The following is a 21004-nucleotide window of genomic DNA, read 5'->3' on the forward strand; positions in this document are numbered from 1 at the left end:
ATCAGCTCCTGTAAGGAGTTAAAAGGAGCTCACTCGCTAAAGTGAGCACCTTCTTCCAAATAATCGCTTTGATTCTCTCGACTTTCATCAAGAGAGAAAGGATTACTCTTCGTCTTCTAGCTCGATGTTGATACCTAGCGAGCGGATCTCTTTCAACAGTACGTTGAACGATTCTGGCATGCCAGGTTCCATGCTGTGGTTACCGTCTACGATGTTTTTGTACATCTTAGTACGGCCGTTAACGTCATCCGACTTAACCGTTAGCATTTCTTGTAGCGTGTAAGCAGCACCGTATGCTTCTAGTGCCCATACTTCCATCTCACCGAAACGCTGACCACCGAACTGAGCTTTACCACCTAGTGGCTGCTGAGTTACTAGGCTGTACGAACCAGTTGAACGAGCGTGCATCTTGTCATCAACAAGGTGGTTCAGTTTCAGCATGTACATGTAACCAACAGTTACAGGACGCTCAAACGCATCACCTGTGCGACCATCAAATAGCGTTAGCTGACCTGATGTTGGTAGATCTGCTAGCTCAAGAAGTGCTTTGATTGACTCTTCTGGAGCACCATCAAATACAGGAGTCGCGATTGGTAGACCGCCACGCAAGTTCTTGATCAGAGTACGTACTTCATCATCAGATAGAGAAGCAATGTCTACTTTCTGGCGAGTGTCGCCTAGGTCGTAAACTTTTTGTAGGAACTCACGGAATTTCGCTAGTTCTTGCTGCTCTTTAACCATCTGGTTGATCTTGTCACCGATACCTTTCGCTGCCAGACCTAAGTGCACTTCTAGGATCTGACCGATGTTCATACGCGAAGGTACACCCAGTGGGTTAAGTACGATGTCTACAGGCTGACCTTTTTCATCGTATGGCATGTCTTCAACAGGGTTGATCTTAGAGATTACACCCTTGTTACCGTGACGACCCGCCATCTTATCACCAGGCTGAATGCGACGTTTAACCGCTAGGTAAACCTTAACGATCTTCAGTACGCCAGGTGCTAAATCATCACCTTGAGTGATCTTACGACGTTTAGTTTCGAACTTCTTATCGAAGTCAGCTTTTAGCTCGTCCCACTGCTCAGCAAGTTGCTCAAGCTGAGTTTGTAGTGCGTCATCTTCTAGCGTTAGCTCTAGCCACTTCTTACGATCAGTCGTGTCTAATTTCGCTTCAGAGTAACCGCCTTCAATCAATACAGCTTTAACACGGTTTAGAAGGCCACCCTCAAGAATCTGGAATTCTTCAGTTAGGTCTTTCTTCGCTTCTTTAAGCTGCATCTGTTCGATTTCAAGCGCACGCTTGTCTTTCTCTACGCCATCGCGAGTGAAGACTTGAACGTCGATGATCGTACCTGATACAGAGTTAGGTACACGTAGTGAAGTATCTTTAACATCAGATGCTTTTTCACCGAAGATAGCACGTAGTAGCTTCTCTTCAGGCGTTAGCTGAGTTTCACCTTTAGGTGTTACTTTACCAACTAGGATGTCGCCACCCTTAACTTCAGCACCGATGTAAACGATACCTGACTCGTCTAGTTTAGACAGAGCAGATTCACCTACGTTTGGAATATCAGCTGTAATCTCTTCAGAGCCCAGCTTAGTATCACGCGCCACACAAGTAAGTTCTTGAATGTGGATTGTCGTGAAGCGGTCTTCTTGAACTACGCGCTCAGATACTAAGATCGAGTCTTCGAAGTTGTAACCGTTCCAAGGCATGAACGCGATACGCATGTTTTGACCAAGCGCTAGCTCACCTAGGTCTGTCGAAGGACCATCAGCAAGCACGTCACCGCGTGATACAGGTTCACCTGGCATCACACATGGGCGTTGGTTAATACATGTGTTCTGGTTAGAACGTGTGTATTTAGTCAGGTTGTAGATATCGATACCAGCTTCACCTGGTACTAGCTCTTCTTCGTTTACTTTAACAACGATACGAGAAGCATCTACTGACTGGATTACACCACCACGTTTCGCAACTGCAGTTACACCTGAGTCAACGGCTACGTTACGTTCAATACCAGTACCAACAAGCGGTTTGTCAGCTTTCAGTGTCGGAACTGCCTGACGTTGCATGTTCGCACCCATCAATGCACGGTTCGCATCATCGTGTTCTAGGAACGGGATAAGCGATGCAGCGATAGATACAACCTGGTTTGTCGCAACGTCCATGTACTGAGCGTGCTCACGAGGGTGTAGACCAGATTCACCTTTCTGACGAGCTGTGATCAGCTCATCTGCAAAAGTACCATCTTCGTTTAGCTTAGCGTTCGCCTGAGCGATAACAAATTGGCCTTCTTCGATTGCAGACAGGTAATCTACTTCGTCTGTTACTACGCCATCTACAACGCGACGGTATGGTGTCTCTAGGAAACCGTACTCGTTACAACGCGCAAACGCAGATAGAGAGTTGATCAGACCGATGTTTGGACCTTCAGGCGTTTCGATAGGACATAGACGACCGTAGTGCGTTACGTGTACGTCACGTACTTCGAAGCCAGCACGTTCACGAGTTAGACCGCCAGGACCCAATGCAGAAATACGACGCTTGTGCGTTACTTCTGATAGCGGGTTGTTTTGGTCCATGAACTGTGAAAGCTGTGAAGAGCCAAAGAATTCTTTAACTGCCGCAGAAATTGGCTTCGCGTTGATCAAGTCTTGAGGCATGATTGCGTCAAGATCGCCTAGGCTTAGACGCTCTTTAACTGCACGCTCAACACGTACTAGACCTACACGGAACTGGTTCTCAGCCATTTCGCCTACAGAACGGATACGACGGTTGCCTAGGTGGTCGATATCGTCCACTTCGCCCTTACCGTTACGGATCGCGATCAGCTTCTTCATCACTTCGATGATATCAGTTTCATCAAGTGTGCCTTGCTCTTGAGCATCTTCACGACCGATAGAGCTGTTGAACTTCATACGACCAACAGTCGATAGATCGTAACGCTCTTCAGAGAAGAATAGGCTTTCGAATAGAGCTTCTGCAGCTTCTTTTGTTGGCGGCTCACCAGGGCGCATCATGCGGTAGATTTCTACCAATGCAGAAATACGATCAACCGTGCTGTCGATACGTAGTGTTTCTGACATGAATGGACCGTGGTCTAGATCGTTCGTAAATAGAACTTCTAGCGCTTTGTGGCCAGCCTGAGATAGGTTCGCTAGTGCTTCCAGGCTGATTTCCTGGTTAGCGTTAACAATGATCTCGCCAGTTGCTTCATTGATGTAATCTTTTGATGCAACTTTACCTACGATGTACTCAACTGGTACTTCGATGTGATCAACACCATCTTTTTCTAGTTGGCGGATATGACGAGCTGTTACGCGACGACCTTGCTCAACGTAAACTTTACCATTCGCTTCGATGTCGAACGACGCAGTTTCACCACGTAGACGATCTGGAACCAACTCCATCAATAGAGTTTGGTCTTTCACTTCGAAGTTCACTTTCTCGAAGAAGAGATCTAGGATTTCTTCTGTCGACTTACCTAGTGCACGAAGGATGATCGATGCTGGTAGCTTACGACGGCGGTCGATACGAACGTACAAGTTATCCTTAGGATCAAACTCGAAATCAAGCCATGAACCACGGTAAGGAATAACACGTGCGTTGTATAAAACTTTACCTGAAGAGTGGGTCTTACCCTTATCGCTGTCGAAGAACACGCCTGGGCTTCGGTGCAGCTGGGATACGATAACCCTCTCGGTACCGTTAATTACGAAGGTACCATTGTCTGTCATGAGTGGAATTTCACCCATGTAGACTTCTTGTTCTTTAATGTCTTTTACAGTACCTGCTGGCGCGTCTTTATCAAAGATAACTAGGCGTAGTTTTACACGTAGTGGCTTTGAGTAAGTTACACCGCGGATTTGACATTCTTTAACGTCAAAAACTGGCTCACCAAGACGGTAGCTAACGTATTGCAGCTCAGAATTGCCGTTGTAGCTCTGAATCGGGAATACAGAACGGAAAGCGGCTTCAAGACCGTATTGACCTTCAGGATCCTGTTCGATGAATTTGTCGAACGAATCGAGCTGGATCGATAGCAGGTATGGAATGTCCAAAACTTGTGGACGAGTACCAAAGTCCTTACGGATGCGCTTTTTCTCGGTATAAGAGTAAACCATGGGGTTCCTCAGCTCGCTGATAAGTGACCCAAACTGTCCGCCCGCTCCTAGTTACTTAAGGGGGTAAGGGACAGTGACTAATATAGCTGTTTACTGTAGTGACATTTCATTTCGTAAGAATGAAATGTTTTTTGCATGGATATCAGGCGCTTAAACAGCGGGAAAATTCGCCTATACCCTACAGCGCAAAAAGGCCGGTGGTTAAAAAACCACCAGCCAATTAGCCGTTAGGCTAAGAAACTATGCAATAATTACTTAACAGCAACAGTTGCACCAGCTTCTTCTAGCTGAGCTTTAAGAGCTTCAGCTTCTGCTTTCTCAACACCTTCTTTAAGAGGTGCTGGAGCGCCGTCTACAAGAGCTTTAGCTTCTTTAAGACCTAGGCCAGTTGCGCCACGTACTGCTTTGATTACAGCAACTTTGTTACCGCCAGCAGCTTCTAGGATTACGTCGAATTCAGTTTGCTCAGCAGCAGCTTCGCCGCCAGCAGCGCCGCCAGCTACAACAGCAGCAGCAGCAGAAACACCGAATTTCTCTTCCATTGCTTCGATTAGTTCAACAACTTGCATTACAGACATTTCTGCAACTGCGTCTAGGATTTGCTCGTTAGTAATAGACATAACAATTCTCTTTTAAGTCAACAATAAGTTTATTAAGCAACCAGTAAAAAGCAAGGCTTATGCCGCTGCTTCTTGTTTTTGATCGCGGATAGCTGCGATAGTACGCGCCAGCTTGCCAGCCGAAGCTTCTTTCATGCACATCATTAGGCGTGCAATTGCTTCGTCGTAAGTTGGTAGTGTTGCTAGTACTTCAGCGTCAGTTAAAGCGCCTTCATAAGCAGCAGCTTTGATCTCGAAATCTTTGTTCTCTTTAGCGAAGTCTTTGAAAAGACGCGCTGCAGCACCTGGGTGCTCATTAGAGAATGCGATTAGTGTAGGACCAGTGAAAGTGTCAGTTAGACACTCGTACTCAGTACCTTCAACCGCACGACGAGCAAGAGTGTTACGAACAACTCTCATGTAAACGCCAGCTTCACGAGCTTGTTTACGTAGAGAAGTCATCGCGCCAACTTGAACGCCACGAGAATCAGCTACAACTGCAGAAAGTGCACCACTGGCAGCTTCGTTGACTTCAGCAACAATTGCTTTTTTGTCTTGAAGGTTTAAAGCCATCTTGGATTTACTCCTGGTTGTCGTTACACCACTCACTATCATCACGACAGTGAGAGCTATTGAGGTGCTTCCCCAGAAGAAAGTTAACTATATTACATAGAGCTTTCTGTCAGTTCGGGCACCATCTACGTAGGATAATTAAGTTTGCTTTTACACAAACACCTACGGTCTTGGACGGAGACTGGGTCTTAATTCATTTCGAACTAGGAGACAGTTCAAAGAACCAAAGTTCAGCCCCAACCACAAATATTAGGCGCAAAATTATACACTAATTTTGCGCCTAAGCAAATAAATTATGCTTGAGTGTTCAGGCTAGCCTGATCAACAGCAACACCAGCACCCATAGTAGTAGAGATGCTTACTTTCTTCAGGAAAGTACCTTTCGCTGAAGATGGCTTAGCTTTCTTCAGAGCAACTAGAAGTGCTTCTAGGTTCTCTTTGATCTGCTCAGCAGAGAAGTTTGCTTTACCGATAGTAGTGTGGATGATGCCGTTTTTGTCGTTACGGTAACGAACCTGACCAGCTTTAGCGTTTTTAACCGCTTCAGCAACGTTAGGAGTTACAGTACCAACTTTAGGGTTTGGCATAAGACCGCGAGGACCTAGGATAGTACCTAGTTGACCTACAACGCGCATTGCATCTGGAGAAGCAACAACTACGTCAAAGTTCATTTCGCCTTTCTTAACTTGCTCAGCAAGATCTTCCATACCTACGATGTCTGCGCCAGCTTCTTTAGCTGCTTCAGCGTTAGCACCTTGAGTGAACACTGCAACGCGGATTTCGCGGCCAGTACCGTGAGGTAGTACAGTTGCACCACGTACGTTCTGGTCAGATTTACGAGCATCAATGCCTAGGTTAACAGCAACGTCTACAGACTCAACGAATTTCGCAGTCGCTAGTTCTTGAAGAAGAGCTACAGCTTCGTTGATTTCGTATTCTTTAGTTACGTCAACTTTTTCGCGGATTACGCGCATGCGCTTAGTTAGTTTTGCCATCTTATTAACCCTCTACCACTAGGCCCATTGAACGAGCAGTACCAGCGATAGAACGCTTCATCGCTTCGATGTCAGCACCAGTCATATCAGCAGCTTTAGTTTCTGCGATTTCTTGGATTTGAGCGTCAGTTACAGTACCAACTTTTTCAGTGTTTGGACGACCTGAACCAGACTTAACGCCAGCAGCTTTCTTAAGAAGAACAGCAGCAGGTGGAGTCTTAGTTACGAACGTGAAAGAACGGTCGCTGTATACTGTGATAACTACTGGAGTTGGTAGACCTTTCTCAATAGATTCTGTTTTTGCGTTGAACGCTTTACAGAATTCCATGATGTTCACACCGTGTTGACCTAGTGCAGGACCTACTGGTGGACTAGGGTTAGCCATACCAGCAGCAACTTGTAGCTTGATGTAAGCTTCAACTTTCTTAGCCATGATAATTCCTAAGTTTGGGTACAAACGCTAATCGCGGATCAGCTCCCCGTTTGTGTAAGAAACTTTTTACTTCACTTGAAGTAAAAAGGCGCGAAATTATAGTCATAATCCGCGCCTTATACAACCCTAAAAAGGTGATTTTTTATACTCTTTAACGAAGAGTCTTAGTCCAGCTTTTCAACCTGACCAAATTCAAGCTCAACTGGTGTCGCACGACCAAAGATCGAGACAGACACTTTCAGGCGGCTCTTCTCGTAATCCACTTCTTCAACAGTACCGTTGAAGTCAGCAAATGGACCTTCGTTAACACGTACCACTTCACCCGCTTCGTACATTGTACGTGGACGAGGCGCTTCACTCGCTTTCTCAAGACGATTAAGAATCGCGTCAGCCTCTTTATCCGTGATAGGTGCCGGACGGTCTGAGGTACCACCAATGAAGCCCATGACACGCGGCACACTGCGTACTAGGTGCCATGATTCATCGTTCATAATCATCTGAACAAGGACGTAACCTGGGAAGAACTTACGCTCAGATTTGCGACGCTGACCCGCGCGCATTTCTACTACTTCTTCAGTAGGAACCAGTACTTCACCGAATAGCTCTTCCATGCCGTGCATTTTGATATGCTCGCGCAGAGATTGAGCTACACGACCTTCAAATCCAGAGAAGGCTTGAACCACATACCAGCGTTTTTTTGGAGCTTCACTCATGAATAAAAACCCTCTATACCCCAGTTGCTAGAGCTACTAGACGAACCATAATTCCGTCAATACCCCATAGCACTAGAGCCATTACAATACTTACAGCTAAAACGATCAGTGTTGTTTGCATGGTTTCTTGGCGAGTAGGCCAAACAACTTTACGTACTTCCATACGCGATTCTTTTGCAAAACTGATCGCTGCTTTACCTTTAGTCGTTGTTGCTGCAACGCCTAAGGCAGCTGCAATAAGAACAACAACGCCTGCAGCACGAACCACTACAGACATTTCACCATACAGGTAATTACCCACAACAGCGGCAGCTGCCAATACGAAAGCGGCTAACCACTTAAACGTATCTGCTGCGTTTGAGCTATCAGGAGTTTCAGCATTATTTGCTTTCATAAAACCAACCTGTTACAAGTCTTAATATAGACGACAACAACCCCGCTGTTGCAGGGCAAACTCCATATCGCTGAAAAAATCAGCGTACTCTTCTTAAGATTAAGCATCTTTGCTTAATCTTGCTCTGCGCCCAACCCACTTCTGAACAAGAAAACAGCAAAAATAATGTTGAGTGCAGAAAAAGGGCATCAAATGATGCCCTTTTTGCTACTGGTTCGTCAAATCTAATTCAAGATTTTCCGAAAGCATCGCTAATTCGCTATGAATTAGTCGAAGATCTTAGCAACAACACCAGCACCTACTGTACGGCCACCTTCACGGATCGCGAAACGTAGACCTTCGTCCATTGCGATTGGTGCGATTAGCTCAACAGTCATCTGTACGTTGTCACCTGGCATTACCATTTCTACGCCTTCTGGTAGCTGGATGTCACCAGTTACGTCAGTTGTACGGAAGTAGAACTGTGGACGGTAGCCTTTGAAGAATGGAGTGTGACGACCACCTTCATCTTTAGACAGTACGTATACTTCTGATTCGAACTTAGTGTGTGGAGTGATTGAACCAGGCTTCGCTAGTACTTGACCACGTTCAACTTCGTCACGCTTAGTACCACGTAGAAGTGCACCAACGTTCTCACCTGCACGGCCTTCGTCTAGAAGCTTACGGAACATCTCAACACCAGTACATGTAGTAGTAGTAGTGTCTTTGATACCTACGATAGCAACTTCGTCACCTACAGTTAGGATACCACGCTCGATACGGCCAGTTACTACTGTACCACGACCTTGGATTGAGAATACGTCTTCGATAGGCATTAGGAATGGCTGATCTACCGCACGCTCTGGCTCAGGGATGTAAGTATCTAGAGCTTCAGCTAGTTCAACGATTTTCGCTTCCCACTGCTCTTCGCCGTTTAGTGCGCCTAGTGCAGAACCTTGGATAACTGGTAGGTCATCACCTGGGAAATCGTATTCAGATAGAAGTTCACGAACTTCCATTTCTACTAGTTCTAGTAGCTCTTCATCGTCAACCATGTCACATTTGTTCATGAATACGATGATGTATGGGATACCAACCTGACGGCCTAGTAGGATGTGCTCACGAGTTTGTGGCATTGGGCCATCTGTCGCAGCAACAACTAGGATACCACCGTCCATCTGTGCAGCACCAGTGATCATGTTTTTAACGTAGTCCGCGTGTCCTGGACAGTCAACGTGTGCGTAGTGACGAGTTGGAGTGTCGTACTCAACGTGAGAAGTTGCGATTGTGATACCGCGCTCACGCTCTTCTGGAGCGTTATCGATAGATGCGAAGTCTTTAGCTACACCGCCGTAAACTTTAGCAAGAGTAGTACAGATAGCTGCAGTTAGAGTTGTTTTACCGTGGTCAACGTGGCCGATAGTACCAACGTTAACGTGCGGTTTCGTACGTTCAAATTTTTCTTTAGACATGAGTGGTCCCTCTAGGTACGGATTTAGGTGGCCCAAATTGACCACGCAACCAAAAAAGATAATTGGTAAATCTAATATCAAAAGGAAATAAACTTGAGAGCTGGTGCTGATAGGCAGACTCGAACTGCCGACCTCATCCTTACCAAGGATGCGCTCTACCACCTGAGCTATATCAGCACTCAAATTAGAGTGGAGCGGGCAGCGGGAATCGAACCCGCATCATCAGCTTGGAAGGCTGAGGTAATAGCCATTATACGATGCCCGCAACACGTAACTCTGAGAGCTATTTCCTAAAGAATATGGTGGAGGGGGACGGATTCGAACCATCGAAGGCAGTGCCGGCAGATTTACAGTCTGCTCCCTTTGGCCACTCGGGAACCCCTCCAAATTTTCAAGCCATTCAGACTACTAAAGGAAAGAATGGTGCCGACTACCGGAATCGAACTGGTGACCTACTGATTACAAGTCAGTTGCTCTACCTACTGAGCTAAGTCGGCATAAGTGGTGCGCATTTTATTGAATGATTTTCAAGGTTGCAATAGTAATTTTAAAAAAAATCATAAAATTCGATTTTTTAGATTCGTTTGCTGTAAATTCGTACAAACTTGGCTTTTTTAAAGTAAACTTCGACCTTTGTCGTTTGCTTTGAAGTTCGCTTGATGTATGTTCTTGCTTCTACTAAACCAAGGATAAAAGAGACCCATGAGTCCATTTTTGTCATTTGACCGTGCAAACTGGGCCGAGTTAAGAAACTCTGTACCGATGACACTTTCTGAAGACGACTTGACTGCGCTTCAGGGCATTAATGAAAACCTAACCATGGAGGAAGCGGTAGAAATCTACCTTCCTTTGTCTCGTCTTTTGAATCTGTACGTCCAAGCCCGTCAAAGCCGCAACTCTGTATTACAACAATTCTTGAATACGGAAGAACATGCCCCTCCTTTTGTGATTGGTATCGCCGGCAGTGTCGCTGTAGGCAAAAGTACGACAGCTCGTATTCTGACCGCATTGCTTTCTCGTTGGGAGAATCATCCCAAAGTGTCCTTGGTCACTACAGATGGCTTTCTATATCCGAAAAAGGTACTAGAAGAACGCGGTATCATGCATCGTAAAGGGTTTCCTGAGTCCTATGATATCAAACGTTTAGTTGAGTTTATGTCTGACGTTAAAGCGGGTAAGCCGGATCTTGAAGTACCTATTTACTCCCACATCACGTATGACATTACGGACGAACTAAGAAAAGTTGATAGACCGGATGTTCTTATCATTGAAGGTTTAAACGTTCTACAAAGTGGAATGGATTATCCGCATGATCCACATCGCGTCTTTGTCTCTGATTTTTTGGATTTTTCGATCTATGTCGATGCTGAAACAGAGACAATTGAACAGTGGTATGTGGAACGATTTTTAAAGTTTCGCCAAGGGGCTTTTACTAAACCCGGTTCTTATTTTAGTCACTACACGCAACTGTCAGTCGATGAAGCAAAGCAAAAAGCGAAACAAATTTGGCATGATATTAATGGGCTCAACTTGGAGCTAAATATTCTTCCCACCCGAGAAAGAGCCCATTTGATTCTACACAAAGGCGTCAACCACTTGGTTGATAAGGTGTCTTTACGAAAGTAATTGAACGTCAATCGCTTTTACGCAACGAGATTTCCCCACCAATGTAAGTCTCTAGCCCTTGCGAGGTTTCGAGTAATATCCCGCCTTGATGATCGATGCCGCGTACGACGCCGTGCACCTCTCTAGGTCCGATGAGCAGCTTGACTTGACGATTGAGAAAGTTATCTAATCGATTCCAACGTTCGACAAAGCTGGTAAGCCCTTTTAGTTCATACTCGATAAGTGCGGAATTCCAATGCTTGATAAGCGTCGTCGCTAGGACATTTCTATCGATCACGAGACTCTCGTTTACCTGATTCAATGTTGTCCATGGTTGATCAATCTCAGGTTGCTCATCAGGCATTCCAATATTGAGCCCCATCCCAATCACAAGATGAGCAGCACCACCGGCCTGCCCTGACATCTCCACTAAGATTCCTGCCAGTTTTTTATCTTGATAATACAGGTCATTTGGCCACTTGAGTTTAACGCCTTGTATGCCCATTTCTTCTAGTGCTTCCACTGCGGCAATACCAATAACAAGGCTTAAGCCCATTGCCGCGGCCATTCCCGCATCTAATCGCCAGTACATGGATAGGTATAAGTTAGAGCCAAATGGAGAGATCCATTGTCTACCGCGGCGACCACGTCCTTGTGCTTGATACTCAGCTATACAAACACGGCCCTTTTCTGACTCTGCAACTCTATCAAGCAAATACTGGTTGGTTGAGTTAATCACAGGAACAAGCTCAACAAGTGACTCCGCACTAGCAGTAAGGAGAGCTTCATCTAGCAACTGCAATGGTGATGCCAACTGGTAACCGCGCCCTTGCACTCGATAAATATCAATGCCCCACTCACTAAGACCTTTAATATGCTTAGCTATTGCCGCTCTGGATACATTCAGGGCTTCGCCCAGCGCCTCTCCAGAATGAAACTCGCCGTTACTTAATGACTTTAAGATATGAAGTTTCGTAGAGTGATCTTTTCTCATCTTAACGCCTCGATCTGAGCCAGGTTGGTTTCCCCGGTACGGTTCAGAAATCGAACTTCATGCTCAAGTTCTATTTGGTATTTATCCCACACTGCCTGCTTCACTAGGGAAGCAAGTGCGACAACATCATCGGCACTGCAGTTGTCCATGTTGGTCAAAACCAAGGCTTGCATAGGGTTGACCTGTGCACCATGCACAGACTTCCCCTTTAATCCGCACTGATCAATCAGCCAACCAGCCGCGACTTTCATTCCGCCAGGAGTTGGATAGGCCACGATATTAGTATGTTGCTTCATGAGCCGATCATAATGATCTTGAGTGATCACTGGGTTTTTAAAGAAACTTCCTGCGTTACCTACCTTAACTGGATCCGGCAGTTTCTCCGTTCGCACTTGGCAAACTCGCTCGAAGATTGTTGCTGGGCTAAGTTGTTCTTCCGGAATATCTTTTAAAGGACCATATTGATTAATCGGTTGCCATTGCTTAGCCAACTTAAGCCCTAGTGCAGTAATAAAGCACTTTTCATGCAAAGCGTGTTTAAAAATGGAGTCTCGGTAGCCAAAGTTACAGTCTCTGGCGCTCATTCTTCTATTTTCAAATGTAGTTAGATCAAGAACATCCACGTAGTCACAAATGTCTTTTAGCTCTAGTCCATAGGCTCCAATGTTTTGAATAGGAGCCGAGCCTGCACAGCCAGGGATCAGGGCTAGGTTTTCTAACCCACCAATTCCCTGACTCACACACCAGGAAACCAAATCAGGCCAGTCTTCACCACCTGCAATATGCAATAGGTATTGGTCATCCGTTTCCGTCACATTTTTACCCATGAGTCGATTAACGATCACTAACCCGTCAAAATGCTCAGTGAAAAGAACATTACTTCCTTTACCTAAAAAAAGTTTCGGTAAATGGGTGAATCTCGGGTCTTGAAATAGTTGGATAACCTCCTCGAGCGACTCGATGGTCGCTAAATAGGAACACGACTGTTCAATCCCAAAAGTATGGTAAGCCTTAAGGCTTGCATTTGTTTTAATTTGCATAGTAGGTTTGCAACGTCAGATAAGATTCTCTTAAACTGTCGACATTCTACATTAGTTATCTTTTAACCGCAGTGACAATACCTGACTCATTAATCATAGAAGTGTTAAATCCTATCAAGCTCCCTCTCATTAAGAGGTTGTACAAAGCGCATTACCCTTCGGGTCGAGCCAAAAAGGATGAACTGATCATTACAGCGAGCCATAAAGGTGAAATCGTTGCGTTACTACGCTTAAAAACCGTAGATAGATCTCGATTGCTGACGGGAATGCTGGTCATTCCAACACTTAGGGGAACTGGCATTGGAAAAGAACTACTAACTCATTGTAAAAATAATGTTTTCACTGATGGCGATTATTGCTTCGCGTTTACACATCTCGAATCCTATTATTCCAAGCATGGATTCAAAACCATTGATTGCTCTGAGCTACCACACCCGCTAAAAATGGCATTTCAACGCTATGTAGATAGCGGTAAAGATCTCATTCCAATGCAATTCATCTCTTCAATGACATCAAAACGCGCGCTTTTGTAGCCAGGTAAATCATATCTTTGATAAAATGGCAGGTTCGCAATATTGCACTAAACTAAGGTACTCATACCGATATGATAGTAAGTAGGAATCCATTCGAACAGTTGCCAAGTCTCGCTGTCAATCCGGAAGACTTTGATGTTCTGTATTCAGCAGAATCATTCAGGACTCATCTTTTGGATGCAATCAGCAAAGCAACGTCGCGAATTTACCTAGTCGCTCTATATCTGGAAGATGATGAAGCTGGACGTGAAATTCTCACTGCGCTTTATGAAGCGAAACAGCGCAATCCTGGGTTGGACATCAATATCTGTGTCGACTGGCATCGAGCGCAGCGTGGCCTGATTGGTGCGGAAACATCTGAGGGTAATTCTGCGCTTTACAAAGCGTATGCCAATAAGTACCAACACCCGATCCCTGTCTATGGTATACCTGTGCGTGGCAGAGAGGTTTTTGGGGTACTGCATTTAAAAGGCTTCATTGTCGATGATACTGTCATCTACAGTGGAGCAAGCTTAAATAATGTTTATCTGCACTATCACGAACGCTATCGCTTTGATCGTTACCATGTGATTCGACATGAGTCTCTAGCTAATTCAATGGTGCAATTCATTCAGGAAGAGATGATTGATCACCCTGCTGTCAATGATCTTGCTGGAAAAGATAAGCCAGAAACCAAAGAAATTAAGTCGGCGATTCGTCAACTGAGAGCTTCACTTGCTCAAGCTAATTATAAGTTTGAAGACCAACCACCAACAGAGGAAAGTGTAAAAATCACCCCACTAGTTGGTCTAGGCAAACGCCGCAATCTGCTCAATCAACAGATTGTAAAGTTACTAGCGGCCGCCCAAAACGAAATCTTTATCTGTACGCCTTACTTTAACTTCCCTAAAGCGCTGCATCGTGAAGTGAAGCGAGCCATGAAACGCGGTGTGAAAGTAACTATTGTTGTGGGCGACAAGACAGCAAACGACTTTTATATTGCCCCTGAGGAAGACTTTAAAACCATTGGCGGACTTCCATATCTGTATGAAGTAAACCTACGCCGCTTTGCGAAAGCAAATGAAGCGAATATCGCTGCGCGTAAACTGTCAATTCACCTCTGGAAGCATGACAATAATAGCTTCCATCTCAAAGGGATTTGGGTTGATAAACGCTATATGCTACTGACGGGGAATAACTTAAATCCTCGGGCTTGGTCACTTGATCTAGAAAATGGGCTTCTCATCCAAGACAATTATGCGAAACTCACTGATAAGTTCGAAGATGAGGTTTCGCGTATCCTTGAGCATACCCATCTTATCTGTACTTATAAACAGTTAGAAAAAGTGGAAGATTATCCGATAGGGGTGCAGCGGTTAGTAAGAAAAATAACCCGCCTAAAAGCAGATGGGGTTTTAAAACGCATCCTGTAAGCATAATTAACTTCAAAGCTCAGCATTTTCCTGCTGGGCTTTTTTATTATTCCTAGCTCCAACAGCTTAATACTCTATTAGACCTCTATATTAGTAGACTTCAGTAAATAAGCTTGCGAGACGCAACGTAACCCCAAACGCAACAACCTAGAATCTAGAAAGGCAATACATGCGTAAGTGGCTAGTGCTTAATAACTCAGTCTTCCGATCTTACTCTTTCTTACACTACGCTAGTGAATAAGCTTTCTAACACGTAATAAAGGGGAGCTTTAATGAGTCAGCACAGGGGCTCAAAACTAGCGCTCGAGACTGGGACCCTGTTCAGCAGAAACCGCAGTAACTACGCACCACCTCACTCATGACAGGGCTTAGAAAGCATAGCGAGAGGGAAACCTGCCTCTCGATGCAAGGTTTCAATATGGAAATGAGGTTAAGGTAAGTCGGGTAACCAAAACGAAAAAAGCCCCAGTCGAAAGACTGGGGCTTAATATAAGTGGCGGAGTGGACGGGACTCGAACCCGCGACCCCCGGCGTGACAGGCCGGTATTCTAACCAACTGAACTACCACTCCGCAGTGGTATCACTCGCTTGTAATCAGCAAGTGTCCAAAATTTAAAGCCTGGCGATGTCCTACTCTCACATGGGGAAGCCCCACACTACCATCGGCGCTATTTCGTTTCACTTCTGAGTTCGGCATGGAAGTCAGGTGGGTCCAAAACGCTATGGTCGCCAAGCAAATTCTTTAATCTGGAAAGCTGTTTCTTAATTCTCGTTCTTACACATTCAATGTTCTTTCATTGAGTCCATCAAAACCCCTTGGGTGTTGTATGGTTAAGCCTCACGGGCAATTAGTACAGGTTAGCTCAACGCCTCACAACGCTTACACACCCTGCCTATCAACGTCGTAGTCTACGACAACCCTTTAGGATACTTAAAGTATCAGGGAGAACTCATCTCAAGGCTCGCTTCCCGCTTAGATGCTTTCAGCGGTTATCGATCCCGAACTTAGCTACCGGGCAATGCGTCTGGCGACACAACCCGAACACCAGAGGTTCGTCCACTCCGGTCCTCTCGTACTAGGAGCAGCCCCTTTCAATTCTCCAACGCCCACGGCAGATAGGGACCGAACTGTCTCACGACGTTCTAAACCCAGCTCGCGTACCACTTTAAATGGCGAACAGCCATACCCTTGGGACCGACTTCAGCCCCAGGATGTGATGAGCCGACATCGAGGTGCCAAACACCGCCGTCGATATGAACTCTTGGGCGGTATCAGCCTGTTATCCCCGGAGTACCTTTTATCCGTTGAGCGATGGCCCTTCCATTCAGAACCACCGGATCACTATGACCTGCTTTCGCACCTGCTCGAATTGTCATTCTCGCAGTCAAGCGGGCTTATGCCATTGCACTAACCTCACGATGTCCAACCGTGATTAGCCCACCTTCGTGCTCCTCCGTTACGCTTTGGGAGGAGACCGCCCCAGTCAAACTACCCACCAGGCACTGTCCGCAACCCCGATAAGGGGTCGACGTTAGAACATCAACACTACAAGGGTGGTATTTCAAGGACGGCTCCACGCAATCTAGCGACTGCGCTTCAAAGCCTCCCACCTATCCTACACATGTAGGGTCAATGTTCAGTGCCAAGCTGTAGTAAAGGTTCACGGGGTCTTTCCGTCTAGCCGCGGGTACACTGCATCTTCACAGCGATTTCAATTTCACTGAGTCTCGGGTGGAGACAGCGTGGCCATCATTACGCCATTCGTGCAGGTCGGAACTTACCCGACAAGGAATTTCGCTACCTTAGGACCGTTATAGTTACGGCCGCCGTTTACCGGGGCTTCGATCAAGAGCTTCGACCGAAGTCTAACCCCATCAATTAACCTTCCGGCACCGGGCAGGCGTCACACCGTATACGTCATCTTACGATTTTGCACAGTGCTGTGTTTTTAATAAACAGTTGCAGCCACCTGGTATCTGCGACTCTCAATAGCTCCATCCGCGAGGGACTTCACCGTCGAGAGCGTACCTTCTCCCGAAGTTACGGTACCATTTTGCCTAGTTCCTTCACCCGAGTTCTCTCAAGCGCCTTGGTATTCTCTACCCGACCACCTGTGTCGGTTTGGGGTACGATTCCTTACAATCTGAAGCTTAGAGGCTTTTCCTGGAAGCATGGCATCAATGACTTCACATCCGTAGATGCTCGACGTCGTGTCTCAGCCTTAAAGAGAGCCGGATTTACCTAACTCTCAAGCCTACGCACTTGAACCTGGACAACCGTCGCCAGGCCCACCTAGCCTTCTCCGTCCCCCCATCGCAATTGTAAGAAGTACGGGAATATTAACCCGTTTCCCATCGACTACGCCTTTCGGCCTCGCCTTAGGGGTCGACTTACCCTGCCCCGATTAACGTTGGACAGGAACCCTTGGTCTTCCGGCGAGGAGGTTTTTCACCCCCTTTATCGTTACTCATGTCAGCATTCGCACTTCTGATACGTCCAGCATGCGTTACCACACACCTTCAACCGCTTACAGAACGCTCCCCTACCCAATACTCAAAGAGTATTGCCGCAGCTTCGGTTTACTACTTAGCCCCGTTACATCTTCCGCGCAGGCCGACTCGACCAGTGAGCTATTACGCTTTCTTTAAATGATGGCTGCTTCTAAGCCAACATCCTGGCTGTCTGAGCCTTCCCACATCGTTTCCCACTTAGTAGTAATTTGGGACCTTAGCTGGCGGTCTGGGTTGTTTCCCTCTCCACGACGGACGTTAGCACCCGCCGTGTGTCTCCCGGATAGTACTTACTGGTATTCGGAGTTTGCAAAGGGTTGGTAAGTCGGGATGACCCCCTAGCCTTAACAGTGCTCTACCCCCAGTAGTATTCGTCCGAGGCGCTACCTAAATAGCTTTCGGGGAGAACCAGCTATCTCCAGGTTTGATTGGCCTTTCACCCCTAGCCACAAGTCATCCGCTAATTTTTCAACATTAGTCGGTTCGGTCCTCCAGTTGATGTTACTCAACCTTCAACCTGCCCATGGCTAGATCACCTGGTTTCGGGTCTATATCCAGAGACTGAACGCCCAGTTAAGACTCGGTTTCCCTACGGCTCCCCTAGATGGTTAACCTTGCCACTGAATATAAGTCGCTGACCCATTATACAAAAGGTACGCAGTCACAGGACAAGCCTGCTCCTACTGCTTGTACGTACACGGTTTCAGGTTCTATTTCACTCCCCTCACAGGGGTTCTTTTCGCCTTTCCCTCACGGTACTGGTTCACTATCGGTCAGTCAGTAGTATTTAGCCTTGGAGGATGGTCCCCCCATATTCAGACAGGATATCACGTGTCCCGCCCTACTCGATTTCACTGAATATGCGTCGTCAGTTACGGGGCTATCACCCTGTATCGCCAAGCTTTCCAGCTTGTTCACCTAACGCCTATAAAGCTTAAGGGCTAGTCCAATTTCGCTCGCCGCTACTTTCGGAATCTCGGTTGATTTCTTTTCCTCGGGGTACTTAGATGTTTCAGTTCCCCCGGTTCGCCTCGTTATGCTATGTATTCACATAACGATACTTACTTATGTAAGTGGGTTTCCCCATTCGGAAATCCCAGACTCAAATGGTTTTTACTACCTAATCTGGGCTTATCGCAAGTTAATACGTCCTTCATCGCCTCTGACTGCCAAGGCATCCACCGTGTACGCTTAGTCACTTAACCATACAACCCGAAGGAGTTTCGAATTGATGTTAAACAACCAAAGTTGTCTCTCATTATTTGAATGAGCGAGAGACATATCGATTTTGCCGGACTCAAATTCCAAGAACACTTGAATGTGTTTTTAGTTGTATTCAAATACATGAATACTTTGAGAACTTTACAAACAACAATAAATTGTTGTTTTGTCAGCTTTCCAAATTGTTAAAGAGCTATGTTTCTTCACAAGGAAGTTACATTTTCTAAAGACTTTCAGAGTCAAAAATGCCAACCAGTATCAATTGCTTGTTCTGGTTTGGACGTTTTATTCCAAAAATACTTAGAGAATGGTGGGCGATACCGGGCTCGAACCAGTGACCCCCTGCTTGTAAGGCAGGTGCTCTCCCAACTGAGCTAATCGCCCACATTATTTTGATTTCCGTGGAAGGAAATGGTGGGTCGTGCAGGATTCGAACCTGCGACCAATTGATTAAAAGTCAACTGCTCTACCAACTGAGCTAACGACCCAATGGTATCCCGTAGGGGAGTCGAACCCCTGTTACCGCCGTGAAAGGGCGGTGTCCTAGGCCTCTAGACGAACGGGACACTAAGTTGAACATCTTGGGGGATGTTCTATCTCTTAAACTTCATAAACCGTATCAATCTGTGTGAACACTCATCGCAATAATCATCGTTTAAGGAGGTGATCCAGCGCCAGGTTCCCCTAGCGCTACCTTGTTACGACTTCACCCCAGTCATGAACCACAAAGTGGTAAGCGTCCCCCCGAAGGTTAAACTACCTACTTCTTTTGCAGCCCACTCCCATGGTGTGACGGGCGGTGTGTACAAGGCCCGGGAACGTATTCACCGTGGCATTCTGATCCACGATTACTAGCGATTCCGACTTCATGGAGTCGAGTTGCAGACTCCAATCCGGACTACGACGCACTTTTTGGGATTCGCTCACTTTCGCAAGTTGGCTGCCCTCTGTATGCGCCATTGTAGCACGTGTGTAGCCCTACTCGTAAGGGCCATGATGACTTGACGTCGTCCCCACCTTCCTCCGGTTTATCACCGGCAGTCTCCCTGGAGTTCCCGACATTACTCGCTGGCAAACAAGGATAAGGGTTGCGCTCGTTGCGGGACTTAACCCAACATTTCACAACACGAGCTGACGACAGCCATGCAGCACCTGTCTCAGAGTTCCCGAAGGCACCAATCCATCTCTGGAAAGTTCTCTGGATGTCAAGAGTAGGTAAGGTTCTTCGCGTTGCATCGAATTAAACCACATGCTCCACCGCTTGTGCGGGCCCCCGTCAATTCATTTGAGTTTTAATCTTGCGACCGTACTCCCCAGGCGGTCTACTTAACGCGTTAGCTCCGAAAGCCACGGCTCAAGGCCACAACCTCCAAGTAGACATCGTTTACGGCGTGGACTACCAGGGTATCTAATCCTGTTTGCTCCCCACGCTTTCGCATCTGAGTGTCAGTATCTGTCCAGGGGGCCGCCTTCGCCACCGGTATTCCTTCAGATCTCTACGCATTTCACCGCTACACCTGAAATTCTACCCCCTCTACAGTACTCTAGTCTGCCAGTTTCAAATGCTATTCCGAGGTTGAGCCCCGGGCTTTCACATCTGACTTAACAAACCACCTGCATGCGCTTTACGCCCAGTAATTCCGATTAACGCTCGCACCCTCCGTATTACCGCGGCTGCTGGCACGGAGTTAGCCGGTGCTTCTTCTGTCGCTAACGTCAAACAACGCCGCTATTAACGACGCCGCCTTCCTCACGACTGAAAGTACTTTACAACCCGAAGGCCTTCTTCATACACGCGGCATGGCTGCATCAGGCTTGCGCCCATTGTGCAATATTCCCCACTGCTGCCTCCCGTAGGAGTCTGGACCGTGTCTCAGTTCCAGTGTGGCTGATCATCCTCTCAGACCAGCTAGGGATCGTCGCCTTGGTGAGCCCTTACCTCACCAACTAGCTAATCCCACCTAGGCATATCCTGACGCGAGAGGCCCGAAGGTCCCCCTCTTTGGCCCGTAGGCATCATGCGGTATTAGCCATCGTTTCCAATGGTTATCCCCCACATCAGGGCAATTTCCTAGGCATTACTCACCCGTCCGCCGCTCGACGCCGTTATCGTCCCCCGAAGGTTCAGATAACTCGTTTCCGCTCGACTTGCATGTGTTAGGCCTGCCGCCAGCGTTCAATCTGAGCCATGATCAAACTCTTCAATTTAAGATTTTGTTCGGCTCAATGAATACTGAACATTACATAAGTAATGTTTGAATTGACTGTGCTGAATCCGAAGATTCAATGGTCACTTCGTTTCATTGAAACCTAATTTGATACCGAGGTATCTAATTGGATTATCATCAACGAGTGCCCACACAGATTGATAGGTCTATATTGTTAAAGAGCTTGGCTTT

At 46.5% G+C, this 21004-nt stretch carries 13 protein-coding genes, 8 tRNA genes and 3 rRNA genes; 3 read left to right on the forward strand and 21 right to left on the reverse strand.

The features are described 5' to 3' along the window. Positions 1–102: 102 nt before the first annotated feature. From rpoB to P4S59_RS15015, 12 genes are all read right to left on the reverse strand, one after another. Positions 103–4131 carry a DNA-directed RNA polymerase subunit beta gene (gene rpoB, locus P4S59_RS14960; RefSeq protein ID WP_005397275.1) on the reverse strand — a complete coding sequence of 1343 codons (4029 nt, stop codon included), beginning with the start codon at positions 4129–4131 and terminating at the stop codon, positions 103–105. Positions 4132–4382: 251 nt separating this feature from the next. Continuing rightward, the gene (gene rplL / locus P4S59_RS14965; protein ID WP_005397273.1) at positions 4383–4751 is read right to left on the reverse strand and encodes a 50S ribosomal protein L7/L12; all 369 of its coding nucleotides are present in this window, start codon (positions 4749–4751) and stop codon (positions 4383–4385) included. A 57-nt stretch (positions 4752–4808) separates the two neighbouring features. Then, positions 4809–5303: a 50S ribosomal protein L10 gene (rplJ, locus tag P4S59_RS14970; RefSeq protein ID WP_005397270.1), complete on the reverse strand. Its 495-nt coding sequence runs from the start codon at positions 5301–5303 to the stop codon at positions 4809–4811. 293 nt (positions 5304–5596) lie between these two features. Continuing rightward, positions 5597–6298, reverse strand: coding sequence for a 50S ribosomal protein L1 (rplA, locus tag P4S59_RS14975; RefSeq protein WP_005384683.1), 702 nt, complete (start codon positions 6296–6298; stop codon positions 5597–5599). Positions 6299–6302: 4 nt separating this feature from the next. Further along, positions 6303–6731, reverse strand: coding sequence for a 50S ribosomal protein L11 (gene rplK, locus P4S59_RS14980; RefSeq protein WP_005384682.1), 429 nt, complete (start codon positions 6729–6731; stop codon positions 6303–6305). A gap of 164 nt (positions 6732–6895) precedes the next feature. Continuing rightward, positions 6896–7444, reverse strand: a complete 549-nt coding sequence (gene nusG / locus P4S59_RS14985) for a transcription termination/antitermination protein NusG (protein ID WP_005384681.1) — start codon at positions 7442–7444, stop codon at positions 6896–6898. A gap of 13 nt (positions 7445–7457) precedes the next feature. Beyond that, positions 7458–7838 carry a preprotein translocase subunit SecE gene (secE, locus tag P4S59_RS14990; protein ID WP_005397258.1) on the reverse strand — a complete coding sequence of 127 codons (381 nt, stop codon included), beginning with the start codon at positions 7836–7838 and terminating at the stop codon, positions 7458–7460. A gap of 266 nt (positions 7839–8104) precedes the next feature. Beyond that, positions 8105–9289 (reverse strand): elongation factor Tu, encoded by a 1185-nt coding sequence (tuf, locus tag P4S59_RS14995; protein WP_012841343.1) that lies wholly within the window; start codon positions 9287–9289, stop codon positions 8105–8107. Between the two features lie 101 nt (positions 9290–9390). Then, a tRNA-Thr gene (locus P4S59_RS15000) sits at positions 9391–9466 on the reverse strand. A gap of 13 nt (positions 9467–9479) precedes the next feature. Beyond that, positions 9480–9554 (reverse strand) — tRNA-Gly (locus P4S59_RS15005). 35 nt (positions 9555–9589) lie between these two features. After that, positions 9590–9674 (reverse strand) — tRNA-Tyr (locus tag P4S59_RS15010). 36 nt (positions 9675–9710) lie between these two features. Beyond that, positions 9711–9786 (reverse strand) — tRNA-Thr (locus P4S59_RS15015). 205 nt (positions 9787–9991) lie between these two features. On the opposite strand from P4S59_RS15015, the gene coaA reads away from it, so the two are divergent. After that, positions 9992–10915 carry a type I pantothenate kinase gene (gene coaA / locus P4S59_RS15020; RefSeq protein WP_005398335.1) on the forward strand — a complete coding sequence of 308 codons (924 nt, stop codon included), beginning with the start codon at positions 9992–9994 and terminating at the stop codon, positions 10913–10915. A 7-nt stretch (positions 10916–10922) separates the two neighbouring features. Here coaA and birA read toward each other — a convergent pair whose 3' ends face one another. Continuing rightward, on the reverse strand, positions 10923–11888 hold the full coding sequence (birA, locus tag P4S59_RS15025; protein ID WP_053809528.1) for a bifunctional biotin--[acetyl-CoA-carboxylase] ligase/biotin operon repressor BirA: 966 nt from the start codon (positions 11886–11888) through the stop codon (positions 10923–10925). Next, the gene (gene murB / locus P4S59_RS15030; protein WP_006742763.1) at positions 11885–12928 is read right to left on the reverse strand and encodes a UDP-N-acetylmuramate dehydrogenase; all 1044 of its coding nucleotides are present in this window, start codon (positions 12926–12928) and stop codon (positions 11885–11887) included. Before murB ends, birA begins: the two co-directional genes overlap by 4 nt. Before the next feature lie 101 nt (positions 12929–13029). On the opposite strand from murB, the gene P4S59_RS15035 reads away from it, so the two are divergent. Then, entirely contained in the window at positions 13030–13461 is a 432-nt protein-coding gene (locus P4S59_RS15035) for a GNAT family N-acetyltransferase (protein WP_191907337.1), read from the forward strand. 71 nt (positions 13462–13532) lie between these two features. Then, positions 13533–14873, forward strand: a complete 1341-nt coding sequence (pssA, locus tag P4S59_RS15040) for a CDP-diacylglycerol--serine O-phosphatidyltransferase (RefSeq protein WP_337168580.1) — start codon at positions 13533–13535, stop codon at positions 14871–14873. Positions 14874–15367: 494 nt separating this feature from the next. Here the strand turns inward: pssA and P4S59_RS15045 are convergent. The 7 genes from P4S59_RS15045 to P4S59_RS15075 all read right to left on the reverse strand — a co-directional run bounded on the left by P4S59_RS15045 (position 15368) and on the right by P4S59_RS15075 (position 20813). After that, positions 15368–15444 (reverse strand) — tRNA-Asp (locus P4S59_RS15045). A 46-nt stretch (positions 15445–15490) separates the two neighbouring features. Continuing rightward, a 5S ribosomal RNA gene (rrf, locus tag P4S59_RS15050) occupies positions 15491–15607 on the reverse strand. 93 nt (positions 15608–15700) lie between these two features. Next, a 23S ribosomal RNA gene (locus P4S59_RS15055) occupies positions 15701–18589 on the reverse strand. 324 nt (positions 18590–18913) lie between these two features. Next, positions 18914–18989 (reverse strand) — tRNA-Val (locus P4S59_RS15060). Between the two features lie 28 nt (positions 18990–19017). After that, a tRNA-Lys gene (locus P4S59_RS15065) sits at positions 19018–19093 on the reverse strand. A 2-nt stretch (positions 19094–19095) separates the two neighbouring features. Then, a tRNA-Glu gene (locus P4S59_RS15070) sits at positions 19096–19171 on the reverse strand. Positions 19172–19261: 90 nt separating this feature from the next. Then, a 16S ribosomal RNA gene (locus P4S59_RS15075) occupies positions 19262–20813 on the reverse strand. The 16S, 23S and 5S rRNA genes sit together here with 4 tRNA genes alongside, the layout of an rRNA operon. Between the last annotated feature and the right edge of the window lie 191 nt (positions 20814–21004).

It is taken from the genome of Vibrio sp. M60_M70, assembly GCF_037162085.1.
Classification (GTDB): domain Bacteria; phylum Pseudomonadota; class Gammaproteobacteria; order Enterobacterales; family Vibrionaceae; genus Vibrio; species Vibrio diabolicus.

What these genes read in the sequence shown, in the direction of transcription:
- pssA (WP_337168580.1), top strand. Translation starts at nt 13,533, where the DNA reads ATGATAGTAAGTAGGAATCCATTCGAACAGTTGCCAAGTCTCGCTGTC.
- rplK (WP_005384682.1), bottom strand. Translation starts at nt 6,731, where the DNA reads ATGGCTAAGAAAGTTGAAGCTTACATCAAGCTACAAGTTGCTGCTGGT.
- coaA (WP_005398335.1), top strand. Translation starts at nt 9,992, where the DNA reads ATGAGTCCATTTTTGTCATTTGACCGTGCAAACTGGGCCGAGTTAAGA.
- rplJ (WP_005397270.1), bottom strand. Translation starts at nt 5,303, where the DNA reads ATGGCTTTAAACCTTCAAGACAAAAAAGCAATTGTTGCTGAAGTCAAC.
- secE (WP_005397258.1), bottom strand. Translation starts at nt 7,838, where the DNA reads ATGAAAGCAAATAATGCTGAAACTCCTGATAGCTCAAACGCAGCAGAT.
- tuf (WP_012841343.1), bottom strand. Translation starts at nt 9,289, where the DNA reads ATGTCTAAAGAAAAATTTGAACGTACGAAACCGCACGTTAACGTTGGT.
- murB (WP_006742763.1), bottom strand. Translation starts at nt 12,928, where the DNA reads ATGCAAATTAAAACAAATGCAAGCCTTAAGGCTTACCATACTTTTGGG.
- nusG (WP_005384681.1), bottom strand. Translation starts at nt 7,444, where the DNA reads ATGAGTGAAGCTCCAAAAAAACGCTGGTATGTGGTTCAAGCCTTCTCT.
- rplL (WP_005397273.1), bottom strand. Translation starts at nt 4,751, where the DNA reads ATGTCTATTACTAACGAGCAAATCCTAGACGCAGTTGCAGAAATGTCT.
- rplA (WP_005384683.1), bottom strand. Translation starts at nt 6,298, where the DNA reads ATGGCAAAACTAACTAAGCGCATGCGCGTAATCCGCGAAAAAGTTGAC.
- rpoB (WP_005397275.1), bottom strand. Translation starts at nt 4,131, where the DNA reads ATGGTTTACTCTTATACCGAGAAAAAGCGCATCCGTAAGGACTTTGGT.
- birA (WP_053809528.1), bottom strand. Translation starts at nt 11,888, where the DNA reads ATGAGAAAAGATCACTCTACGAAACTTCATATCTTAAAGTCATTAAGT.